This window comes from Cohnella sp. AR92 (assembly GCF_003990975.1).
Taxonomy (GTDB): Bacteria; Bacillota; Bacilli; order Paenibacillales; family Paenibacillaceae; genus Cohnella.
The window spans coordinates 34,298-52,951 of the sequence record NZ_RZJR01000018.1 but is presented as its reverse complement, the minus strand read 5'-3'; the positions used below and the strand labels follow the sequence as shown (position 1 = coordinate 52,951).

General features: G+C 55.4%; 12 protein-coding genes and 1 pseudogene. 9 read left to right on the top strand and 4 right to left on the bottom strand.

What is annotated here, in order from left to right:
* Positions 1-17 precede the first annotated feature (17 nt).
* On the bottom strand, positions 18-908 hold the full coding sequence (locus tag ELR57_RS24335) for an AraC family transcriptional regulator (RefSeq protein WP_126961913.1): 891 nt from the start codon (positions 906-908) through the stop codon (positions 18-20).
* Positions 909-1,288: 380 nt separating this feature from the next.
* Here ELR57_RS24335 and ELR57_RS24330 point away from each other — a divergent pair, with 380 nt between their 5' ends.
* The 4 genes from ELR57_RS24330 (at position 1,289) to ELR57_RS24315 (ending at position 6,532) form a co-directional block, all read left to right on the top strand.
* Positions 1,289-2,716 carry an ABC transporter substrate-binding protein gene (locus ELR57_RS24330; protein WP_126961911.1) on the top strand — a complete coding sequence of 476 codons (1,428 nt, stop codon included), beginning with the start codon at positions 1,289-1,291 and terminating at the stop codon, positions 2,714-2,716.
* Between the two features lie 76 nt (positions 2,717-2,792).
* Positions 2,793-3,716 carry a carbohydrate ABC transporter permease gene (locus ELR57_RS24325; protein WP_126961909.1) on the top strand — a complete coding sequence of 308 codons (924 nt, stop codon included), beginning with the start codon at positions 2,793-2,795 and terminating at the stop codon, positions 3,714-3,716.
* Positions 3,713-4,582 carry a carbohydrate ABC transporter permease gene (locus tag ELR57_RS24320; protein WP_126961907.1) on the top strand — a complete coding sequence of 290 codons (870 nt, stop codon included), beginning with the start codon at positions 3,713-3,715 and terminating at the stop codon, positions 4,580-4,582. Before ELR57_RS24325 ends, ELR57_RS24320 begins: the two co-directional genes overlap by 4 nt.
* A 45-nt stretch (positions 4,583-4,627) precedes the next feature.
* Positions 4,628-6,532 carry a glycoside hydrolase family 127 protein gene (locus tag ELR57_RS24315; RefSeq protein WP_126961905.1) on the top strand — a complete coding sequence of 635 codons (1,905 nt, stop codon included), beginning with the start codon at positions 4,628-4,630 and terminating at the stop codon, positions 6,530-6,532.
* A gap of 53 nt (positions 6,533-6,585) precedes the next feature.
* Here ELR57_RS24315 and ELR57_RS24310 read toward each other — a convergent pair whose 3' ends face one another.
* From ELR57_RS24310 to ELR57_RS24300, 3 genes are all read right to left on the bottom strand, one after another.
* Positions 6,586-8,859, bottom strand: coding sequence for a HAMP domain-containing sensor histidine kinase (locus tag ELR57_RS24310; protein ID WP_126961903.1), 2,274 nt, complete (start codon positions 8,857-8,859; stop codon positions 6,586-6,588).
* Entirely contained in the window at positions 8,837-9,529 is a 693-nt protein-coding gene (locus ELR57_RS24305) for a response regulator transcription factor (protein WP_126961901.1), read from the bottom strand. The genes ELR57_RS24310 and ELR57_RS24305 overlap by 23 nt, the downstream gene beginning before the upstream one ends.
* A 180-nt stretch (positions 9,530-9,709) precedes the next feature.
* The gene (locus ELR57_RS24300; RefSeq protein WP_126961899.1) at positions 9,710-10,192 is read right to left on the bottom strand and encodes a zinc ribbon domain-containing protein; all 483 of its coding nucleotides are present in this window, start codon (positions 10,190-10,192) and stop codon (positions 9,710-9,712) included.
* A gap of 160 nt (positions 10,193-10,352) precedes the next feature.
* On the opposite strand from ELR57_RS24300, the gene ELR57_RS24295 reads away from it, so the two are divergent.
* From ELR57_RS24295 to ELR57_RS28695, 5 genes and pseudogenes are all read left to right on the top strand, one after another.
* Positions 10,353-12,047 carry a hypothetical protein gene (locus ELR57_RS24295; protein ID WP_126961897.1) on the top strand — a complete coding sequence of 565 codons (1,695 nt, stop codon included), beginning with the start codon at positions 10,353-10,355 and terminating at the stop codon, positions 12,045-12,047.
* A complete protein-coding gene (locus tag ELR57_RS24290) occupies positions 12,037-15,963 on the top strand; it encodes a VWA domain-containing protein (protein WP_126961895.1) in 3,927 nt (1,308 codons plus the stop codon). Before ELR57_RS24295 ends, ELR57_RS24290 begins: the two co-directional genes overlap by 11 nt.
* A gap of 21 nt (positions 15,964-15,984) precedes the next feature.
* Positions 15,985-16,740 carry a SoxR reducing system RseC family protein gene (locus ELR57_RS24285; RefSeq protein ID WP_126961893.1) on the top strand — a complete coding sequence of 252 codons (756 nt, stop codon included), beginning with the start codon at positions 15,985-15,987 and terminating at the stop codon, positions 16,738-16,740.
* Positions 16,741-16,767: 27 nt separating this feature from the next.
* The gene (locus tag ELR57_RS24280; RefSeq protein WP_126961891.1) at positions 16,768-18,363 is read left to right on the top strand and encodes a hypothetical protein; all 1,596 of its coding nucleotides are present in this window, start codon (positions 16,768-16,770) and stop codon (positions 18,361-18,363) included.
* 107 nt (positions 18,364-18,470) lie between these two features.
* A pseudogene (locus tag ELR57_RS28695) lies at positions 18,471-18,539 on the top strand (zinc-ribbon domain-containing protein); the annotation flags it as partial.
* Positions 18,540-18,654 lie beyond the last annotated feature (115 nt).

The window sequence follows — 18,654 nt, the reverse complement described above, 5'->3', positions numbered from 1 at the left end:
TGTCGTTGATTTGAAATCTATCGCTTCTTCGCGAACTTGCTGCGGAAGCCGGTGGGAGAGAGGCCTTCTTTCTTGGAGAAACAGGTGGAAAAATGAGAGATATGTTGGAAGCCGACCTCATCCGCGATCCGGGCAATCGACCAGGAGGTCTGCAGAAGAAGGCGTTTGGATTGCTCGAGCCGATAGTATTGCAGATAGGCCAAGGGGGTCATTCCATAGACTTTCAGCATCGCTTTGGCCAGATAATTCGGGTGATAGTTCAGTTTCTTCTGAAGCACCGAATTCGTGATATCGCTCGCGTAATGCTGGCGAATGAACAGCTCGATCTGATCGGCGAGCTGAATCGCGGTGACGTTCGCCGGGGAAGCGAGATCGCGATCCAGATGCTGCAGGAACTGCTGGAAGGACGCCTGCCGCCTCCAGTTCCGCAGCGACTGCGGCTCGTTCTCCTGCTTGAAGAACGTCTCCAGCGCTTCCATGGCTTTGGCCGACAGCTTCATATGCTTGGGGATGAAGATGGAGCAGGCGTCGGCATGGTTGAGATACGCGAGCTTCTTGTGCTCCTCGATCAATTCCAGCTGGTTGACCAAGCATTCGTCCATGTTTTGGCACATCCGCCAGCTGCCGAAGGTTTGAAAATGGATCCAGATGATCTCCGTGTCAACCTTGCAGGGAGCGCTGCCGTAATGGTGTCCATTCGGCAGAAGGACAAGCCCCTCTCCCTCGCGGATCTCCCATGTATGCCCGTTCTCCCCGATCGGAAGCACCCCTTTGCGCACGACAATCAGATCGAACACTTGAATGCCAGTCCGGTCGATATGCGTATCGCCTACCCCGTAGGAGGCATGGCCGCAGTCTACGAAATAAGGAATCGGCGGCGACACAAAGTGAAGAATCGCGGAATCCACGCTCGTTCCTCCCAAGGTTGAAATCGCGAATACAAATCTAGCAAAAGTTTCTATTTCCTATTCCATGATACTTCATCCTTCTCGCTTAAAAAAGACTTTGTTGCAAGTTGACCGGCAACCCCCATTCAATTCCGCGGCTAGGAAGTAAGGTTGAAATCATTAAAAATCAGGTTGGAATAAGTTGTTTTTCCCGGCTCTATTTCATGGCACAATTCCATTAAAGCGCTTTCCTGAACAGTGTCAATCGCACAAAGCTCAGCGCTAGGGGAGGAAGCAGGTTAAAGATGCTAAACGTTTAACTTGAGAGCCTTACGTGCACAAGGAAACGGGTTAAACGATTAGACATAATTATTTTCGATTGACGAAGGGAGAGCGGGGCAATGAAAGTAGGCAAGAAGCTAGGAGCAGGATTTCTCACGGCCGCTTTGGCGATCGGCGTCATCGGCTGCGGGAATAACGAGACAAACACGGCTTCACCGGCTTCGACAAAGACACCGGCTTCATCGGAGGGAGAGGCTTCCACTGCGCCTGAGAAGACGCCTGCCAAGACGGAGAAAGTCAAGATCACGTATTCGATGTGGGGGAGCGCGGAAGAAGGAAGCGTAACGCAGGCGGTAGCGGATAAGTTCAACGCTTCCCAAGACAGAATCGAAGTGAAGGTGGTCTCGATTCCTTGGGAGAACTACATGACCAAGCTGAATACGGAGGCAACGGCGGGCCAATTGCCGGATACGGGGATGATGAAGGAGGATGGCGTCATTCAATGGTCCTCCGAAGGCATGCTGAACGACGTCAGCGCCATGTACGAAGGAAGCGACAGCAAGCCGCTGGACAGCTTGGCGTATAAGTACCAAGGCAAGACGGTAGCCTATGCCGCCGCCAATGAAGTCCTTCTTCTCTATTACAACAAAGACATGTTCGACAAAGCCAAGGTGGCATATCCTCCGTCCGCGTTGGATAAGGCATGGACATGGGACGAATTCGTCGACGCCGCCAAGAAGCTGACGATCGACAAGAACGGCAAGCATCCAGGCGAGGACGGCTTTAATTCGAAGAGTATCGTTCAGTATGGCGCATCCGTCGAGAATCTGGCGTGGCAGTTGGAAGCTTGGGTCCTGAGCAACGGCGGCGGGTTCTATTCCGAAGACGGGACAGAGGTGAGAATCGGAGAAGACGCAAGCGTCGAAGCGATTCAGAAGGTTGCCGATCTGTACTTGAAGGATCATGTCGCTCCGCTCTCCGTCGGCCAAACCGACGACGGCATTCAACGCACGATCATCGCGGGAACGGTTGCCATGGCTACGAACGGCGCGTGGAACGTTGGCACCAGCTTGAATACGGCCAAGGAGAAGGGCTTGAACTACGGAGTTGCCGTGCTGCCTTACATGAAGGATAAAGTGACTCTCAATACGGGCGGCGCGAACGTCGTCTTCTCCCAAACCAAGCATCCGCAAGAAGCGATGGAATGGCTCAAATGGTACAACTCCGAAGAGAACAACTGGGGACTCATCAGCTCGGGCATCTGGATGCCGACGCTAGAGAAGTGGTACAAGGACGAAACGCTCACCCACAAATGGGTCGACAATCCGAACTTCCCGACGTATGACGAATACAAGTCCGCGGTCGTCGATTATGCGCAATCCTCTGCCGCGAGACCGGCCTCCTGGTTCTTTACGAACCATACGACGGAATTCAATACGCTGCTCTCGTCGGTTCTTGGGGATGTATGGACCGGCAAGACGACCGCCAAGGACGCGATCGCCAAGAATCTCGATGCTCTGAAAGCCGCCCATAACGGCCAGAACTAACAGATGATAGGAAGGATGACCGCCCTGGATCGCCCAAGCGGCGGTCATCCTTCTAAGATGAGAAGGGGAGCGAGATATGGAAACCATCAATAAACTGCCGAAGCGTCGTTCCCGCCTTCATAAGAGCGAGGAACGGGTCGCTTATCTATGCTTGATCCCGGCCTTCCTCGGACTGATCTTCCTCACGTATCTGCCGCTAGCGGGAGTGCTCGGAATCAGTTTGACCAACTGGACCGGCCTGAAGAGGCCCGAATGGATCGGCTTCGATAATTATGTCAAGCTGTTTACCGCCGATCCTTATCTGAAAGATTCGATTATCGCAACGATCTATTTCGCTGTCTTATCCGTCGCGGGCAGCATGATCTATTCTCTATTCATCGCGATGCTGCTCAACCGCAAAATTCCGGGAAGAGGTTTTTTTCGGGCCGTATTCTACGTACCTTACGTTCTGCCGGCCGTCGCCATCTACGTGGGATGGTCCTGGCTTTACGAGGCGAATTTCGGCTTCTTCAATTTTCTTCTCTCCGAGATCGGATTGAACAAAATTCTGTTTATCGCGGATTCCCGGTATGTCATCCCCTCCCTTTCGCTGATCGCGGTTTGGCTGGCAGGGAACTTGATCGTTATTTTTCTGGCCGGACTTCAGAACGTTCCGGGCGTTTATCACGAAGCGGCCGAGATGGATGGCGCGAACGGCTGGCAGCGCTTCCTGCACATCACCTTGCCCTGCATGTCGCCGATTATCTTTTATAACCTGCTAATGAGCCTGATAGCCAATCTCCAGGTCATTACGCCGGCTCTTGCTCTGACCAACGGAGGTCCGGGCAACTCCTCGCGCTTCATGACCTATCTGATGTATGACCAAGCCTTTGTCAATTACAAGCTGGGCTATGCCTGCGCGACGACCTTTATCATATTCGCCATTCTGGCCGCTTTCACCGCCGTTCTGTTCAAGACCTCTAACCGGTGGATCTTCTACGAAGGGGGCGACGACAGATGAGCGAAGCGCCCTATGTCCGGTTAAAGAGCAAGAAACGCAGCCAACGAACGATGAATGGGATTACGCTGATTCTCATCGTTTTCTTTGCCCTTCTCGTTCTCTTTCCGATCTGGTGGATCTTCCGTACTTCCTTGATGACCAACTCCGAGATCTACAAGTTTCCTCCGTCGATTGTCCCTAAGGATTGGCTGTTCTCTAATTACGAGAAAACGTTGGAAGTCTTCAAGTTTTGGAAATATTTGTTGAACACCATGATCATTATCGTTCCTTCCTGCTTGGCAGGAACCTTCACGGCCACCTTGTGCGGCTATGCCTTCGCGAGGCTGCGGTTCCGGGGGAAGCAGCTGATCTGGGCTCTATGCATCGGCTCCATGCTGCTGCCGGCGATGGTTACCCTGATTCCGCTGTACATTGCCTGGACGAGGGGACTCGGGCTCCATGACAGCTACTTGCCGCTGATTCTGCCTTATTTTTGCGGCGGCGGCGCTTTTAATATCTTCTTGATCCGCCAGTTCATCAGCTCGATCCCGAGAGAGCTCGACCAAGCGGCCACGATCGACGGCGCCGGATCCTTCCGTATCCTGTTCAGCATTATTATCCCGGCCATCAAGCCTGCCATGATCGTCGTCGCGTTGTTTATCTTCATCGGCCTATGGAACGATCTGCTCCAACAGATGATCTACATCAACTCGAGCGACAAATACACGATCGCTTTGGGGCTTACCAATTTTAGAGGTCAATTAAAGTCGGACTGGTCGCTGACGATGGCGGCTACATGCCTGTCCTTTGCTCCCGGCGTCATTTTCTACCTGATCGGTCAGAAGTATTTCGTTGAGGGAATTACGCTAACCGGATTGAAAAATTAGCTTGAGCGCCACAAGCGTCGTCCCGTTGAAAGGAGAATTATCGTTATGAATGTTAGGCTTATCGATCAATTCTGGCAGCCCAAAGTCCGTCGAACCGTCCAAGAAACGATTCCTTATCAATGGAAGGCGCTGAACGACGAAATCGAAGGCGCGGAGCCAAGCCATGCCGTCGAGAATTTCCGCATCTCGGCAGGGGAGCAGACGGGGACCTTCTATGGAATGGTATTCCAGGACAGCGACGTTGCCAAGTGGGTCGAAGCGGCCGCGCATAGCCTGCGGCACGACCCGAACCCTCGGCTCGAGGCCGTCGTCGATGCGGTCGTCGATCTGATGGGGCGCGCGCAGAAGCCGGACGGGTACCTAAACACCTATTATTCGGTCGCCGCTCCGGACCGGAGATGGAAGGACTTCTCGTTCGGGCATGAGCTTTATTGCGCCGGCCACCTGATCGAGGCCGCGGTGGCTTACTACGAGTCCACGGGCAAGCGGAAGTTTCTGGACGTGATGTGCCGTTACGCCGATTATATCGACCGGATCATGGGGCCGCAGTCGGGCCAAATTCAGGCGTACTGCGGTCATGAGGAGATCGAGCTTGCGCTGGTCAAGCTGCATCGGGCGACCAAAGAACAAAGGTATCTGGATTTAAGCCGGCACTTTATCGAAGAGCGAGGCAAGCAGCCGAGTTTCCTCAAAGAGGACGCCGGGTTCGGCGGTCCGTCCAAGGATCGATGGTTCGACCTGGATTACCATCAAGCGCACGCTCCCGTGAGGGAGCAGGAGACGGCGGAAGGACACTCCGTCCGCGCCATGTACCTGTATGCGGCCATGGCGGATCTCGCGTTGGCTTATGCAGACGAGACGTTGACCGAGGCGCTTCGCAAGCTATGGGATCATGTGACGACCAAACGGATGTACATTACGGGAGGAATAGGCTCGCAAGGCCATGCCGAACGGTTTACGGTCGATTACGATCTGCCGAACGACACGGCCTATACGGAGACGTGCGCTTCCATCGGGCTCGTCATGTGGGCTTCCCGAATGCTTCGGCTCGAGCAGGACGGCCGTTACGGGGATGTGATGGAACGCGTTCTGTACAACGGGGTCCTGAGCGGGATTTCGCTGGACGGAACCCGCTACTTTTACGTCAACCCTCTGGAGGTTCATCCTGCCGTCGCGCATTATCGATACGATATGCAGCATGTCAAGACCGAACGCGTGCCGTGGTTCGGCTGCGCTTGCTGCCCGCCGAATATTGCGCGCTTGCTGACTTCATTGGATACTTACTTCTTTACGCAGAACGGGACGGAGATTGCCATGCATCTCTATGCTTCCAACGAGAGCGCCTTCCATGTTCAAGGACGAGAGCTGAACCTGCGAACGGAGACCCGGTATCCTTGGAACGGAGAGATTCGGATTCGCCTGCGGACGGCCGATCCGATCGATTGCGCGCTCTCTTTCCGGATCCCTTCCTGGTGCCGGAATCCCAGCATGACGGTTAACGGAGAAGCGCTTCCGCTGGAGGCGATCGTGAGGAATGGCTATGCGCGGATCAGCAGAAAGTGGTCGGACGGCGACGACATCAAGCTGGATTTGCCCATGGTCGTCGAGAGGATCGAATCGAATCCCAAGGTGCACGAGAATGCCGGCAAGATCGCCTTGCAATACGGACCGCTCGTTTATTGCTTGGAAGAAGAGGATAACGGGCCGGAGCTTACGGATATTCGCCTTCCCGCGGACTCCGAATTATCGGCGGCTTATCGGGAGGACGTGCTGGGCGGGATCGTGGTCCTGTCCGGAGAGGGACTGCGTTCCGAGCCTGACTGGGAGGGCGAACTGTACCGGCCCGTTATGCGCAAGAGAACGAGCGTCCCAATCTCGGCGGTTCCCTACGCCTATTGGGGGAACCGGACGCCGGGAGAAATGGCGGTTTGGATTCGCGAGAAAGAATAGCGTCGAGAAAAACAGCCCGCCGTAACCGGACATTCCGGCTAGGCGGGCTGTTTCTAAGCTTGAGCGGCTTGCGAAGCCGGATAGTCTTCCGCTCTTAGATGGACGGTCGCTTTGAACAAATCCCCGTCGGTCTCGAGCGTCAACCGTCCTTCATGCAGGTCGACGATCGACTTGGCGATCGCCAGCCCCAACCCCGATCCCTCCGTATGGCGCGACGCATCCCCGCGCTTGAATCGCTCGAACATCTCCTCGGCGTTATCGCCGATCTCGAACCTCGAGACGTTCTTGAACGTAATCCTCACTTCCTGCCGTTCCGACAACTGCATCGCGATATAAGCTCGCGTATGCTCCATGGAATACTTCAACATGTTCCCGATCAGGTTATCGAACGAACGCCATAGCTTCTGCCCATCCGCATGCGCGTAGATCGGGCCTTCCGGCAGCGAGATGCGGAATTGCACGTTGGAGCCGTCCATCGCCTCTTTGTACTCCGCCAAGGCTTGCTGCATGAGCTGAACGAGGTCCGTTCGCTCCAATGTCAGCCTTGCGTTGCCGCTGTTCATGGCCGACACCTCGAACAAATCGTCGATCATCGTCTTCAAGCGCTTCGACTTCTGGTCGATGATCTCCGCATAAGCCGCGCGTTCCTCGGTTGTCGCATTCTCCGACTTCAGCAGCTCGGCATAGGTGATGATGGAAGTAAGCGGAGTTCTCAGGTCGTGGCTGACGTTCGTAATGAGCTCGGTCTTCTGGCGCTCGCTCTTGGCTTGCTCATTCTGAAGCGCCTTGACGCCTCGTCTTAGCTCGTTGATATTGGCCGCCAGAGCAGCGAGCACGCCGCTCCCCGAACGGGGAAGCTCATTCGGCGTTCGGCCCGCGGCCAACTCGTCCGCCGCCTTGGCGATCCGGTTTAAGTAGGAGAACTGCCGGGTTGACAGGAAGAACAATACTCCCCCCGCCGCAGCCAGTATGGGCGCCATAAGGAAGAACGAGTAGACGCCGTCGCGAACGAAGGAAAGCGCGGTCCACCCCGCGATAAAGCCGAGCCCGCCCATGATGGAAGCAAGAACGAGCAGTCGGGTTCCCGTGCTTTTATACAGAAAAGTATCTTTAGCCTGTTCCAAGAAACGATCGATGGCGGACCTCGCTCGCTCGCTTCCCCGCTTCAAAAGAGTTCGCGGCCATTCTTTATGGACATGCTCCCAGCTTAGCGGCTCGCTCGCCAGGAGTTTGGCTTGGAGAAGGGTTAACGTCAGGAACAGCGCGGCGAACAAGAGCGTAACAACCAGTTGCCCGCCGCTTGACAATGGCGTTTCGAACAAAAGGGGGAACTCATCCGTCTTGCTCCCCAGCAAGATTAGCGTCAACATAGCCGAACCGGCGAGCAGCAGGGATTTGACATCCAACGGAAGCTTTCGGTAATAGGAGCGGGCGGGTGAATTCTGGCTTGTCTCCCCGCGGACGGACAGGAAATCCCTGAATCGATACAAGCATAGGACGAGCAGAGCGATGCCGATAAGCCCATAGGCAAGCAGGCTCAGCTGCTTCCGTCGATATTGGGCGGCCTCTAACGAGAGAGGACTGTACTTCGGAACCCCGATCCAGCCTTGATACGGGACGAACGCGGTGTCCGGCATAACATGGCCTTCAATCCAATAATCGATCGAATGTTCGGCATCTACCTGATAACGGGAGGCATAGACGTGATCGTTGCCGTACAACTCCTTCCGTGCCGCTTGTTCATCCGAGGCATTCAGGTTCGTATGGACAACGCCGGTCGAATCATTCCTCATGTAGAAGTCGAAACTGACTTGAAGACGATTGTATTCGGCGCGATTCGCTTCCCGATGCTCGAAGTAGCTGTTTACCCGTTGCTCCTTTTCCTTCCGGATCGCCGCCCTTACCGAATCGTCATCTTTGTACAGCTTCATGAGGTCATCCAGCTTGCGGTCCCTCTCGGATTGGTACAAGTCGGCCGCAGCGGAGTTTTTCTCGTCGGTCGCGCTTTGAATGAGAGGATCATATTCGTTGCGAAGCGAATCGATCTGGTCCGTAAGCGAACCTAACTGGTTGCGATAGTCGGTAATTTCGTTATCTTCTACCTTGATGGAGGCTTTGAGCTCCTCAGGAGACGGCGCATTGAGCTCGAACAAATTCAGGAGGGTAGCGTATTGGTCCAGCTGCTGCCGAAATTCCGGGGTATGGTAGTAGTTTTGATGGAAATAGAAGTCTCCTTGGTCGAATACCGTTAATGGCCCGCTCAGGCCGATCGTCAACAAGAGCGCATAGAGGAAAAGAGGGGGCTTACTTTTCCATTTTGTAACCAATTCCCCACACCACCTTCAGAAATCTCGGATATTTCGGATCGATCTCGATTTTCTCGCGGATCTTGCGGATATGGACGGCAACCGTATTCTCCGCGTTGTAGCCCGGCTCCTTCCAGACGCGTTCATAGATTTCCTGAATCGAGAAGACTCGTCCCGCGTTCGTCATGAGCAGCTCCACGATCTTGTACTCGATCGGCGTCAGCTTGACCGCGTCCCCGTTCACGGTGACTTCCTTGGTAGCCTGATCCAATGCGAGGCCGCGAAGCTCGATCGTTTTCTTCGCGCCTTCGTAGGAGCCGAACGTGACATATCTTCGAAGCAGGGACTTCACCCGTGCCACGAGCTCCATCGGATTGAACGGCTTGGACACGTAGTCGTCCGCCCCTACATGGAGCCCGAGGATCTTGTCGCTGTCCTCGCTCTTGGCGCTTAGCATAAGAATCGGAAGATTTCGAGTCTCGCGAATCTTGAAGGTTGCCGTGATGCCGTCCAGACGAGGCATCATGATGTCCAGGATAATCAGGTGCACCTCGCCGGACTCCAGCGTCTCCAAAGCTTCCAAGCCGTCCTTCGCTTTGAGAACGGATATGCCTTCATGCTTCAAATAGATCTCTATTGCATCTCGTATTTCCTTATCGTCGTCGACGATCAGCACCGTGCGCTGCTGCAACCCTTTCTCCCCCTTGCGGACTAGCCGTTCTTTATTCTCATTGTAATGGGAGAATCTTAAGATCCGTTCATCAAATTTCTGAAGATCTTCTTAATAAATCGGCGTTAGCGGAAGAAAATGAAATAAAGCCCGCCGTCACCGGAGACTATTCCGGCTGGGCGGGCTCTACATATGCGAGGATCAGTTCGATACCGGCGTGCCGCAATTCTCGCAGAAGCGGCTGTCGGGCTGCAACGGCTCGTTGCAGGATGAGCAATGCTGGATCAAGGCGGCAGGGGCCGGAACAGGCACGTTAGTCGCTGCCACAACTTCGAATTTATGGCCGCATGAGACGCAGAATTTCGCATCCCAAGCAACGACGGCATTGCAGCCCGGGCAGGCCTTCTCGTTCTTGACCTCGCGGATCTTCAGCTCCAGGCCTGCAACCGTCGCCAGATGATGGTCGATCTGCTGGCTCAATTCCACGAGCTTGTCCGTGGCTTGAGCCACATCGCCGTTGCGGTAGGCCTCGTATGCCAATTGTCCCATAAGGGAGTGGTTTTTCTCAATATCTTTGCGAACGTTGGAGATTTGGGCGTTCAAACGATTGATCTCGAGCGCCTGCTGGGCTTTATCGGCTACTTTCGCGGCGCCGTTCTTGAACTTATCGAGGAAGTTGCTCATCGAGTCTGCTCTCCGTTTCTACGAGATTTGCTTCTAATATACACGGAAATGATCCCCAGGAAAAGAGATATATACAACTTTTGGTATAGTGCTAAATACTCATCATATGTATAATGGTGGGATAAAATGTTGAATTAAGGCGATGGAGGGATATTTTATCATGAAGTGCGCAGCTTGCGGCCACGAGGCAAGAGGGAAGTTCTGCGGGAAGTGCGGCGCACGCATCGATGCATCTCCAAGAAACGAGGCGTTCCCGGAGCAACGCTCGGCTGTTGTCGAGACTGAAGAGCAAGAACCAGTAGAGCAAGAGCCAATAGAGCAAGAGCTAGTAGGGCAGGAACTAGTGGCGCAAGATCCAGCAGAGCAAGAGCCGGCGCAGCAAGCTGAGCAAGTCGTACAAGCCTCAGACCAGCAATTGATGGATCAGCGGGAGCAAGCGCCCCTCTCTCCTGCAACAGCCGCCAATCCGCCTGCCGCAGCACCCTTACCCGCTAACGTCCATTCAACCGTCATGCCTGCGACGGCGAACACTTCCTTGAGAGGCTGGTCTCTCTCGTTCGCCGCAGCCGCGGCGTTATTTGGCATGCTCGGGGCAGGCGTTGCCTGGTTTTTCGCCGTTCTTGCGAAGAGAAGCGAGTTCTTGCAGGACATGCTGTACCGCCTGCTCAAGTCCTCGTTCGGCATCTCGCCGGAACAAGCCGCCTTTTTCTCCGGGCAACTGGCGGATTCCTGGCGGCTGCAGATGATTCTTCTAAGCGGAGGGAGGATCTCCGGGAGCTATATGACTCGGCCATCCGGGCAAGAGCCGGTTGCGGCCTCCTTCTCGATTCACTTTCCGCTGCTGTTTCATTTAGGCGTTCTCCTGGCGCTGGCAATCCTGCTCGGCTACGGAAGCCGGAAGCTCGTCCGCCGGTATTCGAGAACGGAAATGGGAAGGCTCGGTTGGGTTGCGGCATTCGGGCTTACATACGCGATCATGGTGACGATTGCGATCTCTGTCTTGCACAGCAAGCCGAAGCTGGCGTTCGGCAGCGATATATATACGTTGGATTATCATGCAGAGCCGGCAGGAACGTTTATCTACGCGTTCTTGGTCAGCTCCATCGGAATGGCCGTCGGAATAGGAGGCTGGAAGCTGCTCTCGTCGACTCAATGGGGGAGCTGGGTCCTAAGCTTCAGAGGCTTCGCAGCCGTCCTGGCGGGCAGTTACGCATTGGTGTTCGCCCTTATGGTGATCGGTTGGAGCCTCGTCGGGCCGGATCGCCTGTATAATCCGAACCTCACCACGATGAGCTCGGTGTGGCAGATGTACAACAAGGATCCGGCCTCCTATGCGGTCGTTCCGAACGTCCTGCTTCAAGAGCAGATTTACTCGCTGGGCGGCACCTGGGAGATCGGAGGACCCCGATCGGCGCAACTCTTGCAGGCCGACGGTCCGCTGAAGATAAGCGAATGGGAGGGCTTGTCCGCCGGCGGCCCCGAGGGCTCGGATGAGGTCGAAGGCACGAACGGGAGCGTCTCCGATCGGGCGTCGCGATTGAGCTCCGATCTAAGATGGAACTGGTTTAGCTTCGCGTTATTGCTCAGTTACTTGTATGCTTTGACCCGAATCCGCCTCCGAAGCGTCGCTGTCTATGCCATTAGCGTGATCGGAGCGATTCTGGTGCTCGCCGCCTCGGCTGCCTACTTCAGCGTCGGAATTCGCTATGGCGAAGAAGCTGCCGAGCGAATCGGGTATGACGGATTGCAATCCGGACTCGCGATCGGCTTGATCACGGTCATATTCTTGACCTTGTCTTTCGCCGCTCAGAGAATATTCGGCCGATTGAAGGAGGGACAAGCCCATGCCGAATAATCCTTGGCTGACCGGAACGCTAATCAGCTTTATCGTACTCGCCGTTTGCTTAATCGCTTTAGCGTTCGCGCTGCGCTGGTTCCGTCCCTCTTTTAAGATCGGACAATGGCTTGGAGCCTTGACGGTCGGCATGGCAATCGTTGCCATGGCCTCCTTCAACCTGTTGGGGGAGAGAGACTCCGGCCAGCTTCCGCGGCAGGCGCAAGCCGACTCCATGTACAAGATGTCCGTCTGGCTGGAACAGGAGCAGCCGGATTTTGCCCTGATGCAGGCCAAGAAGCTGTGGGCCGACATCCCTTCAGCGGATAGCAAAATAATGCTCGGTCTGGCTTACCTGAATGCGGGACAGATGGAGCTCGGAACCGCGATTGTCCAAGAGGCAAGGGAGGAGAACCGTTCAACTCCTTATTTGAAAGCCGCCGAGATAACGGCTTTAGCACAGAATCTGCCGGTTCGGAACGCTTCGGAAAAAGGGTCGGAAGAGGCGGAAGGGACGGAAGAGGCGGCCAATGACGCAGCGGCGCGCGCCTCGAGCGAAGGAGCTAAGCTCCTGCGGCAGAAGATTGGCCAATCGCTGGGCAAAGAGAAGGCCGAGAGGCTGGAGCTGCTGGCTCAGCTTGACCCGGATCGGCTTCAATATGCGTTGAAGGAGACGGCGAATGGCGGAGTGACGGAAGCCGACGTCGAGCAGCTGCTCCAGCAAGCGATGCAAGAGGAGACCGACGACCCGCAGGAGAAGAACGCGCTTGCCCAAGCAGCGATCTATCTGGGTGACGAGGCCGCGGCTCAGACGCTTCTTGTGGAGCTGCTGCAGGACTATCCGGAGGCGGAAGAACCGGCGGCCATGCTTGGCGATCTGCTGCTGAACGGCGACGCGTCGACGGTCGATCCCGAGTTATGGCAGTCGCTGCCCCAATACAAGAAAGCGAGTTTGCTGGCGGAGCGGGACCAGCAGCGGGTCGTGAAGGAATGGACCGAGGAGGTTCGATCCGGCGACGAAGAAGCGGCTAATGTCGCCTATGAGCGAATCCGTTCCCTTCCCGCCGACGTGAACCTGAACAAACACCTGGCCTATGCCATTCTCGGACCGATGGAGAGCTCTGGCGATCCCGAAGTGTCGCTGCTTCTCTCTCGTTACTATTACGCGATTCACGAAGAAGAACGTTCCTCCGAGCTCATTCGTTCGATTGCGGACGATCCGAGCAGGCTGACGACGGCCCAGCAGTACTATGTTCAAGCCCTGCGCGAGCTGCCGAAGGACCCCGCCGAGCAGACTCTTCAGGACATTCAGACGCGCAATGAGCTCACGACGGAAGTCTACCGAAGCTTCCGGCCGATCGAAGGCAAACGCTTGAACGAACGGGAATTGTCGAACGAAGAGAGAAGCTATGCCGTTCATTTGAGCAATCAGTTGATCCAATTGAGAAAAACGAGCATTCGCATCTCTTCCGTGCACGCGACGGATGATGGGAACGTCGACCTCTATGTCACGGCGGACAACATCGACGACCTGAAGAGATCCGATTTGTCTATTCTGGACAATAACTTGGCCGTCAGAGACTTCAAGATGGACAAGATCGGAGAGTCGACGAGCTACGAACGCAATATTCTGATGATTATGGACCGAAGCGGCTCGATGGGAGACGGCTCGAGGCTTCCGACGGCCAAACTGGCCGTGCAGAACTTCCTCGACGGCTTACATGCTTCGGAGCGCGCGGGAGTCCTGCTGTTCTCCGATACTACCGAAGTGCTCAGCCCGATATCCGGCAACGTGAAGTCGACCCGGCTCTCCGTCGGGACCGTCGAAGCGAACGGGGGAACAAGCATAGCGCCTGCGTTCGACGCCGGAATCGAGATGCTGAGCCGAGAGTCCGGCGAACGAGTCATCTTCATGTTGTCCGACGGCGAGGACGATCAGTTCTCGGACCCGAATACGCGCGCGGACATCATCAAGAAGGCGAACCAAGCGGGCATTACGGTGTTCGCGATCGGCTTCGGCGCCGGCTACGAGACGCTCCGCGACGTGGCGGAAGCAACGGGAGGAAGCTATATCGGGGCTTCCGAGCTGGAAGACTTGATCAACAGCTTCGACGAGATCAGCCAGACGCTTCAGCGTTCCTATCATATCTCCTATAAGCTCAGTCCGATGACGGTCGGCAAGCACAAGGTCGTCCTGACCGGTCCCGGACAAGCGGCGGCCGAACGGACTTACGAGATCGGAGGAGCGGGAGAAGAGGACGGTTCGATCGAAGCGATGTCCCCGGCTCCGGAGATCCAATCGGTCGATTACGCGCTCTATAACGCCGTGCCGAGCGGGATAACCGCATCCAAGCTGGGCATGACCAAGCTGATCGTGAACGGAATAGGGCTTTCGAACGTGAAGACGGTCCAGTTGGACGGCAAGAAAGTGAGCCTGGACAGCGCGAACGACAAGCAGCTCAGCGTTACGTTCAGCAACAATCAATCGATCGGGATTCATAAGCTGGTGCTCATCCATAAGGATGGCAGGCAACTGACAACGAACCTATCGGTCACGAACTCCGCCGGCCAGCAATCGCGCAACTTCGGATTCGCGACGATCTACGGCGACTTCATCGACGCCAAGGGCAACGATGTCGTCTTCCGCGGCAACACCTCGGTGGACCACTTCCTCTATGACACCGGAGGGGTCATGGAGTGGACCGGCAACAAAGAACTCTCGTTCTCCGGACTTCATGTCAACGTTCAGGGCACGCATATGGGACTGCTGCCGTCCGTGACCAGATGGGTCAGCAACGCAGCCGGAAGCCTGCCTTGGAACGTGAAGATCGAAGCGGGCTTAAACAGCCGTTCGTTCGATGTATCTCTCTTCGACAAGGGAGAGGAACTTCAGAAATTCTCTTCCGCGCTCGACAAGTTCGGAATCGAGGCCGCTCTCGGATCGATGTCCTATGAAGCGGGCGGGGGCAAGGACGACGGCAAGCTGAAGGTCCGAACGATGCTCGTCGGATTCGACGATATCATGGAACAACTGAACTCTAACGCGTTGGACGATTTGAAAAAAAGATTGAAGTTCATGCCGACCGATTTCGACGTCGTCATGGAATATGAGCCCGACAATATGGCGATCGAGGGAGAATCGGCCGTCGACCTGGATCTGGGGACGTTAATTGAGGGAGTGTCCTCGGTGTCCGTCGGTTACGGGTTTATGGACGGCAAGCTCGATCTCGGCGGGGAAGTCGAGGATGGCAAGCTGTTCGGTTACCCTCTGGAGATGGACAATCCGCTTTTCTCGATCGATACGTTCGGGTTGAAGCTCGGCTGGCAAGGCAGTATCATGCCCAAAGCCGTCGAGGTCAGCGTAGAAGGGGACGCGAAGATCGCGAATACCGGACTTGTCGCCCACAAAGCGAAGCTCGGCGCCGACTTCCGCAGCGGGTTCAGCGGGGTTGCCGGACTTCAAGTCGGCACGATAACGGACGGCCCGTTCAAGGAAGTCGTCGACTTGCTGAACAAGCTGCCGATGATCGATATCGATGAGGAGGACGCTTGCGTTCTCTGTCTTGAGGGCGAGGCCGAGGCGAACGAGATCGGAACCGCCGACTGGTCGATAAGCGGACAATTGGAGCTGACGGCTCTCGGGTTTGACGTTGCTAGCCAGACGACTTACGTGGATGCCCATCAGATCCAGTCCGGCCTCAAGATTAACCGGTTCGGCTTGGAAGGCGATATGGAATTGGTGTGGAGGAATCCGCAGTTCACCAACGATACGACCTTCCAAATACGAGGAGGCATTGACTATCACGGGCTGGAAGCGCAATTGGTCGCGATGATGGACGTCAGCAATTTTAAGCGTTCCTACGTCGACCTCAAGGCGGACACCTGGCTCTACGATCCGCATATCCATATCGGCGCGAAGATCCAAGTTTATAGTTAATAAGACTCGGGAGGGGAAGACATGCGGAAGGCGTACAGGTGCAGCGCGAGCGAGTGGGAGTTCGCAAGATACCATTCCATGATCGGTGGCCATAAGACGGGGCATAAGGGGAACTCCCTGTTCGGATGCTTGCTGGTTATCCTGATTCCGTTAGCCATGTTCCTCCTCTACCTGGTCTTAGCATTTGCCTTGGGAACGGAGAATGAGAGAGTTGCCGCCGCGATCGGGTGGATTCGCGAGCTTGCCGTTACGGCAGGCCTAGTTGTCGGGGGGATCGTTCTCTGGAGGTCGCGTTCGAGGACGTCGTCATTGACGCGTCAAGCGCAGCGAGGCGAAGAGATCGAATGGATGATCGTGGACGAAGAAGGAATCACGTTGAATCTCTACCACAATACGAGCCCGGACGTTGCGCCTAAGCTCCTCTGGACGGATATTCGATATCTTTTCGTGGACATCGCCAAGGATTTGTCCCGTTACTCTTCCGCTCACAAGAAATTATATCGCAAGCAGCAGACTTTCGACCGGATCAGGGCCAGGTTGCCGGAATTCACCGAGCCTGCGGCGATCGAGTACTACGACCGTTTCACCCTGCTCATCAACATCCATAAGCGAGAGGCGACCCGCCAGGGCATGATCGCGCAGCTTCCGAGAAGCTGGATGACGAACGGGCATATGGCCGATTTGCTCCGGGAGATCGAATATCGGAGCTCGATCAAGGCGGAGCCTTACGATAAAGAAGCACTCTATTATTTTAACGAATGGGCATCCAAGCAATAGAGATGACGGCCCTGGAAGGTTGATCGCATGAGAACATTTCGTTGGATTCCCGTCCTGATGCTGGCCGCCGCATGGACCTTGCTGCACCCGCTGTCTTCCGCTTACGCGGAGAACGTGAACAAGATCGATAAGATCACGCTGGGACAGAAGGAGAACAATGTGCAGGTCGTGGTGTCGGCGCTTGACGGCGCTTTTGAGGTCGATCTTGAGATGCCGGACGGAACGCTCTACAAGCATGACAATTACGACGCTTCCAAGGTTCTGTATTTCGAGCCTGATAACGGCCGTTCCTGGCTAATTAATGAAGCGCCTGCAGGCGAATACAAGGTCCATATTGCCGGTCCGTCACAGGATTATTCCGTGTCCGTCGAGCATTCGCTGCGCAAGCCGGTGACGGACTGGAAGTCGCCGAAGAACCGAGAAGTGACGATTGCCGGCCAAAGCCTGGACGTGCAATGGTCGGCAGCGGGAGATTGGAGCGCGGAAGACCGGATTGCCTTCTACTTGCAGTCGTCCAACGGCTGGCAGCGCATGCCGATCGGCGAAGCCTATCTATCCGCCGGGGCGGCTTCGATCCCCTTGCCTAACGGCATTCCGGACGGCGAATACCAACTGACCGCCTTGGCGGATAACGCAACGCCCGACGGGCAGGCCATCGATCCGAAGGTGAAGGTAGTCGTGCGCAGAGGAATCTCGTATTCGGGGATCGAAGTGACGAAGATAACGCCGCGCGGAGGCTCGGCGGATATCGACTTCACCGCGCCGTCAGGGCTGCTCTGGAGCCAAGTATCCGCCCAATGGAGGGGCGGCGCCGCATCGGCCTTTACGACTGCGACGGAGCAAGCGGATTTGCTCGTCGTAAGCGACGACGAAAGCTCCGGAATCGTGACGTATCGTCTGCCTGTGAAGCTGCCCGCGGACGGGAAGTACACGGGCCGCCTTCAGCTCGTTTTCGCCGACGGAACGATGACCTTGCCGGCGGACATTCCCGAATTCCGGGTAGCGAATCGGGATTGGAGCAAGGATACGGCGACTTGGAGCATCGAACAGGAAGCGACCAACTCGCGGGAAGTGGCGGTTACGCTTAATCTGCAAGCGGATGCGCTCGTGCAGGTTCTGGATGGGAAGAACATTCTTTACGCGGGAGAAGCAAAAGCAACAAATGAGGCGGCAGGCTTTCCGATCACGCTTCCTCTGTCGGAAGGCGATCATCTGATTGAAGTGCTTCTTACCGACCCGGGCGGTTCTTATCAATCCTTCTCGCATCGTTATCTTGTCGATTTTACCCCGCCGCTTCTCACGATGATTCAGCCTCAATCTACTCACAAACGGCTGATCGGGCATTATGCCAGCGGCATGACGGAGAAGGGGGCCGTCATTCTAGTCGGCGGCAAAGAATATAAGCCGGATGACAACGGGTATTTCCGCATAGACGGCATTGGCAAGGAGCTGAACCTTGTCGTTCGCGATGCCCAAGGGAATGAAACGAGCTACCATTGGAGCCGTCCGTCCGAGCGGAACAAGCCGCTGCTTTTTTTCATCTCGTTAAACACGGTTCTCGTGGGTGGGACTATAGTCGCGATTCTACTGATTCGAAAGAGGCGAAAAAGTCGTAAAGAGTAGATTTTTAAATAATCTTTAAGGTCAAATAGTAATAATTACCTGTTTGCAAGCTTTGGATTATATTACAATTTGTACAAAATATTTAAATATTGGAGTGGAAGTGCAGGATGCAATTTTGCAGGAACTGTGGAATTCAACTCAAGGAAGAGGTCCGTTTCTGCAAAGAATGCGGAACAAAGATTGAAGCCAAGCCGAAGCCCGCAACGCCATCTGAGGATCCCGCAACGCCATCTGAGAATCCCGCATCGGCAGCTGCGATAGCGCCCGAAGCCGCAGCAACGCCAACGGCAG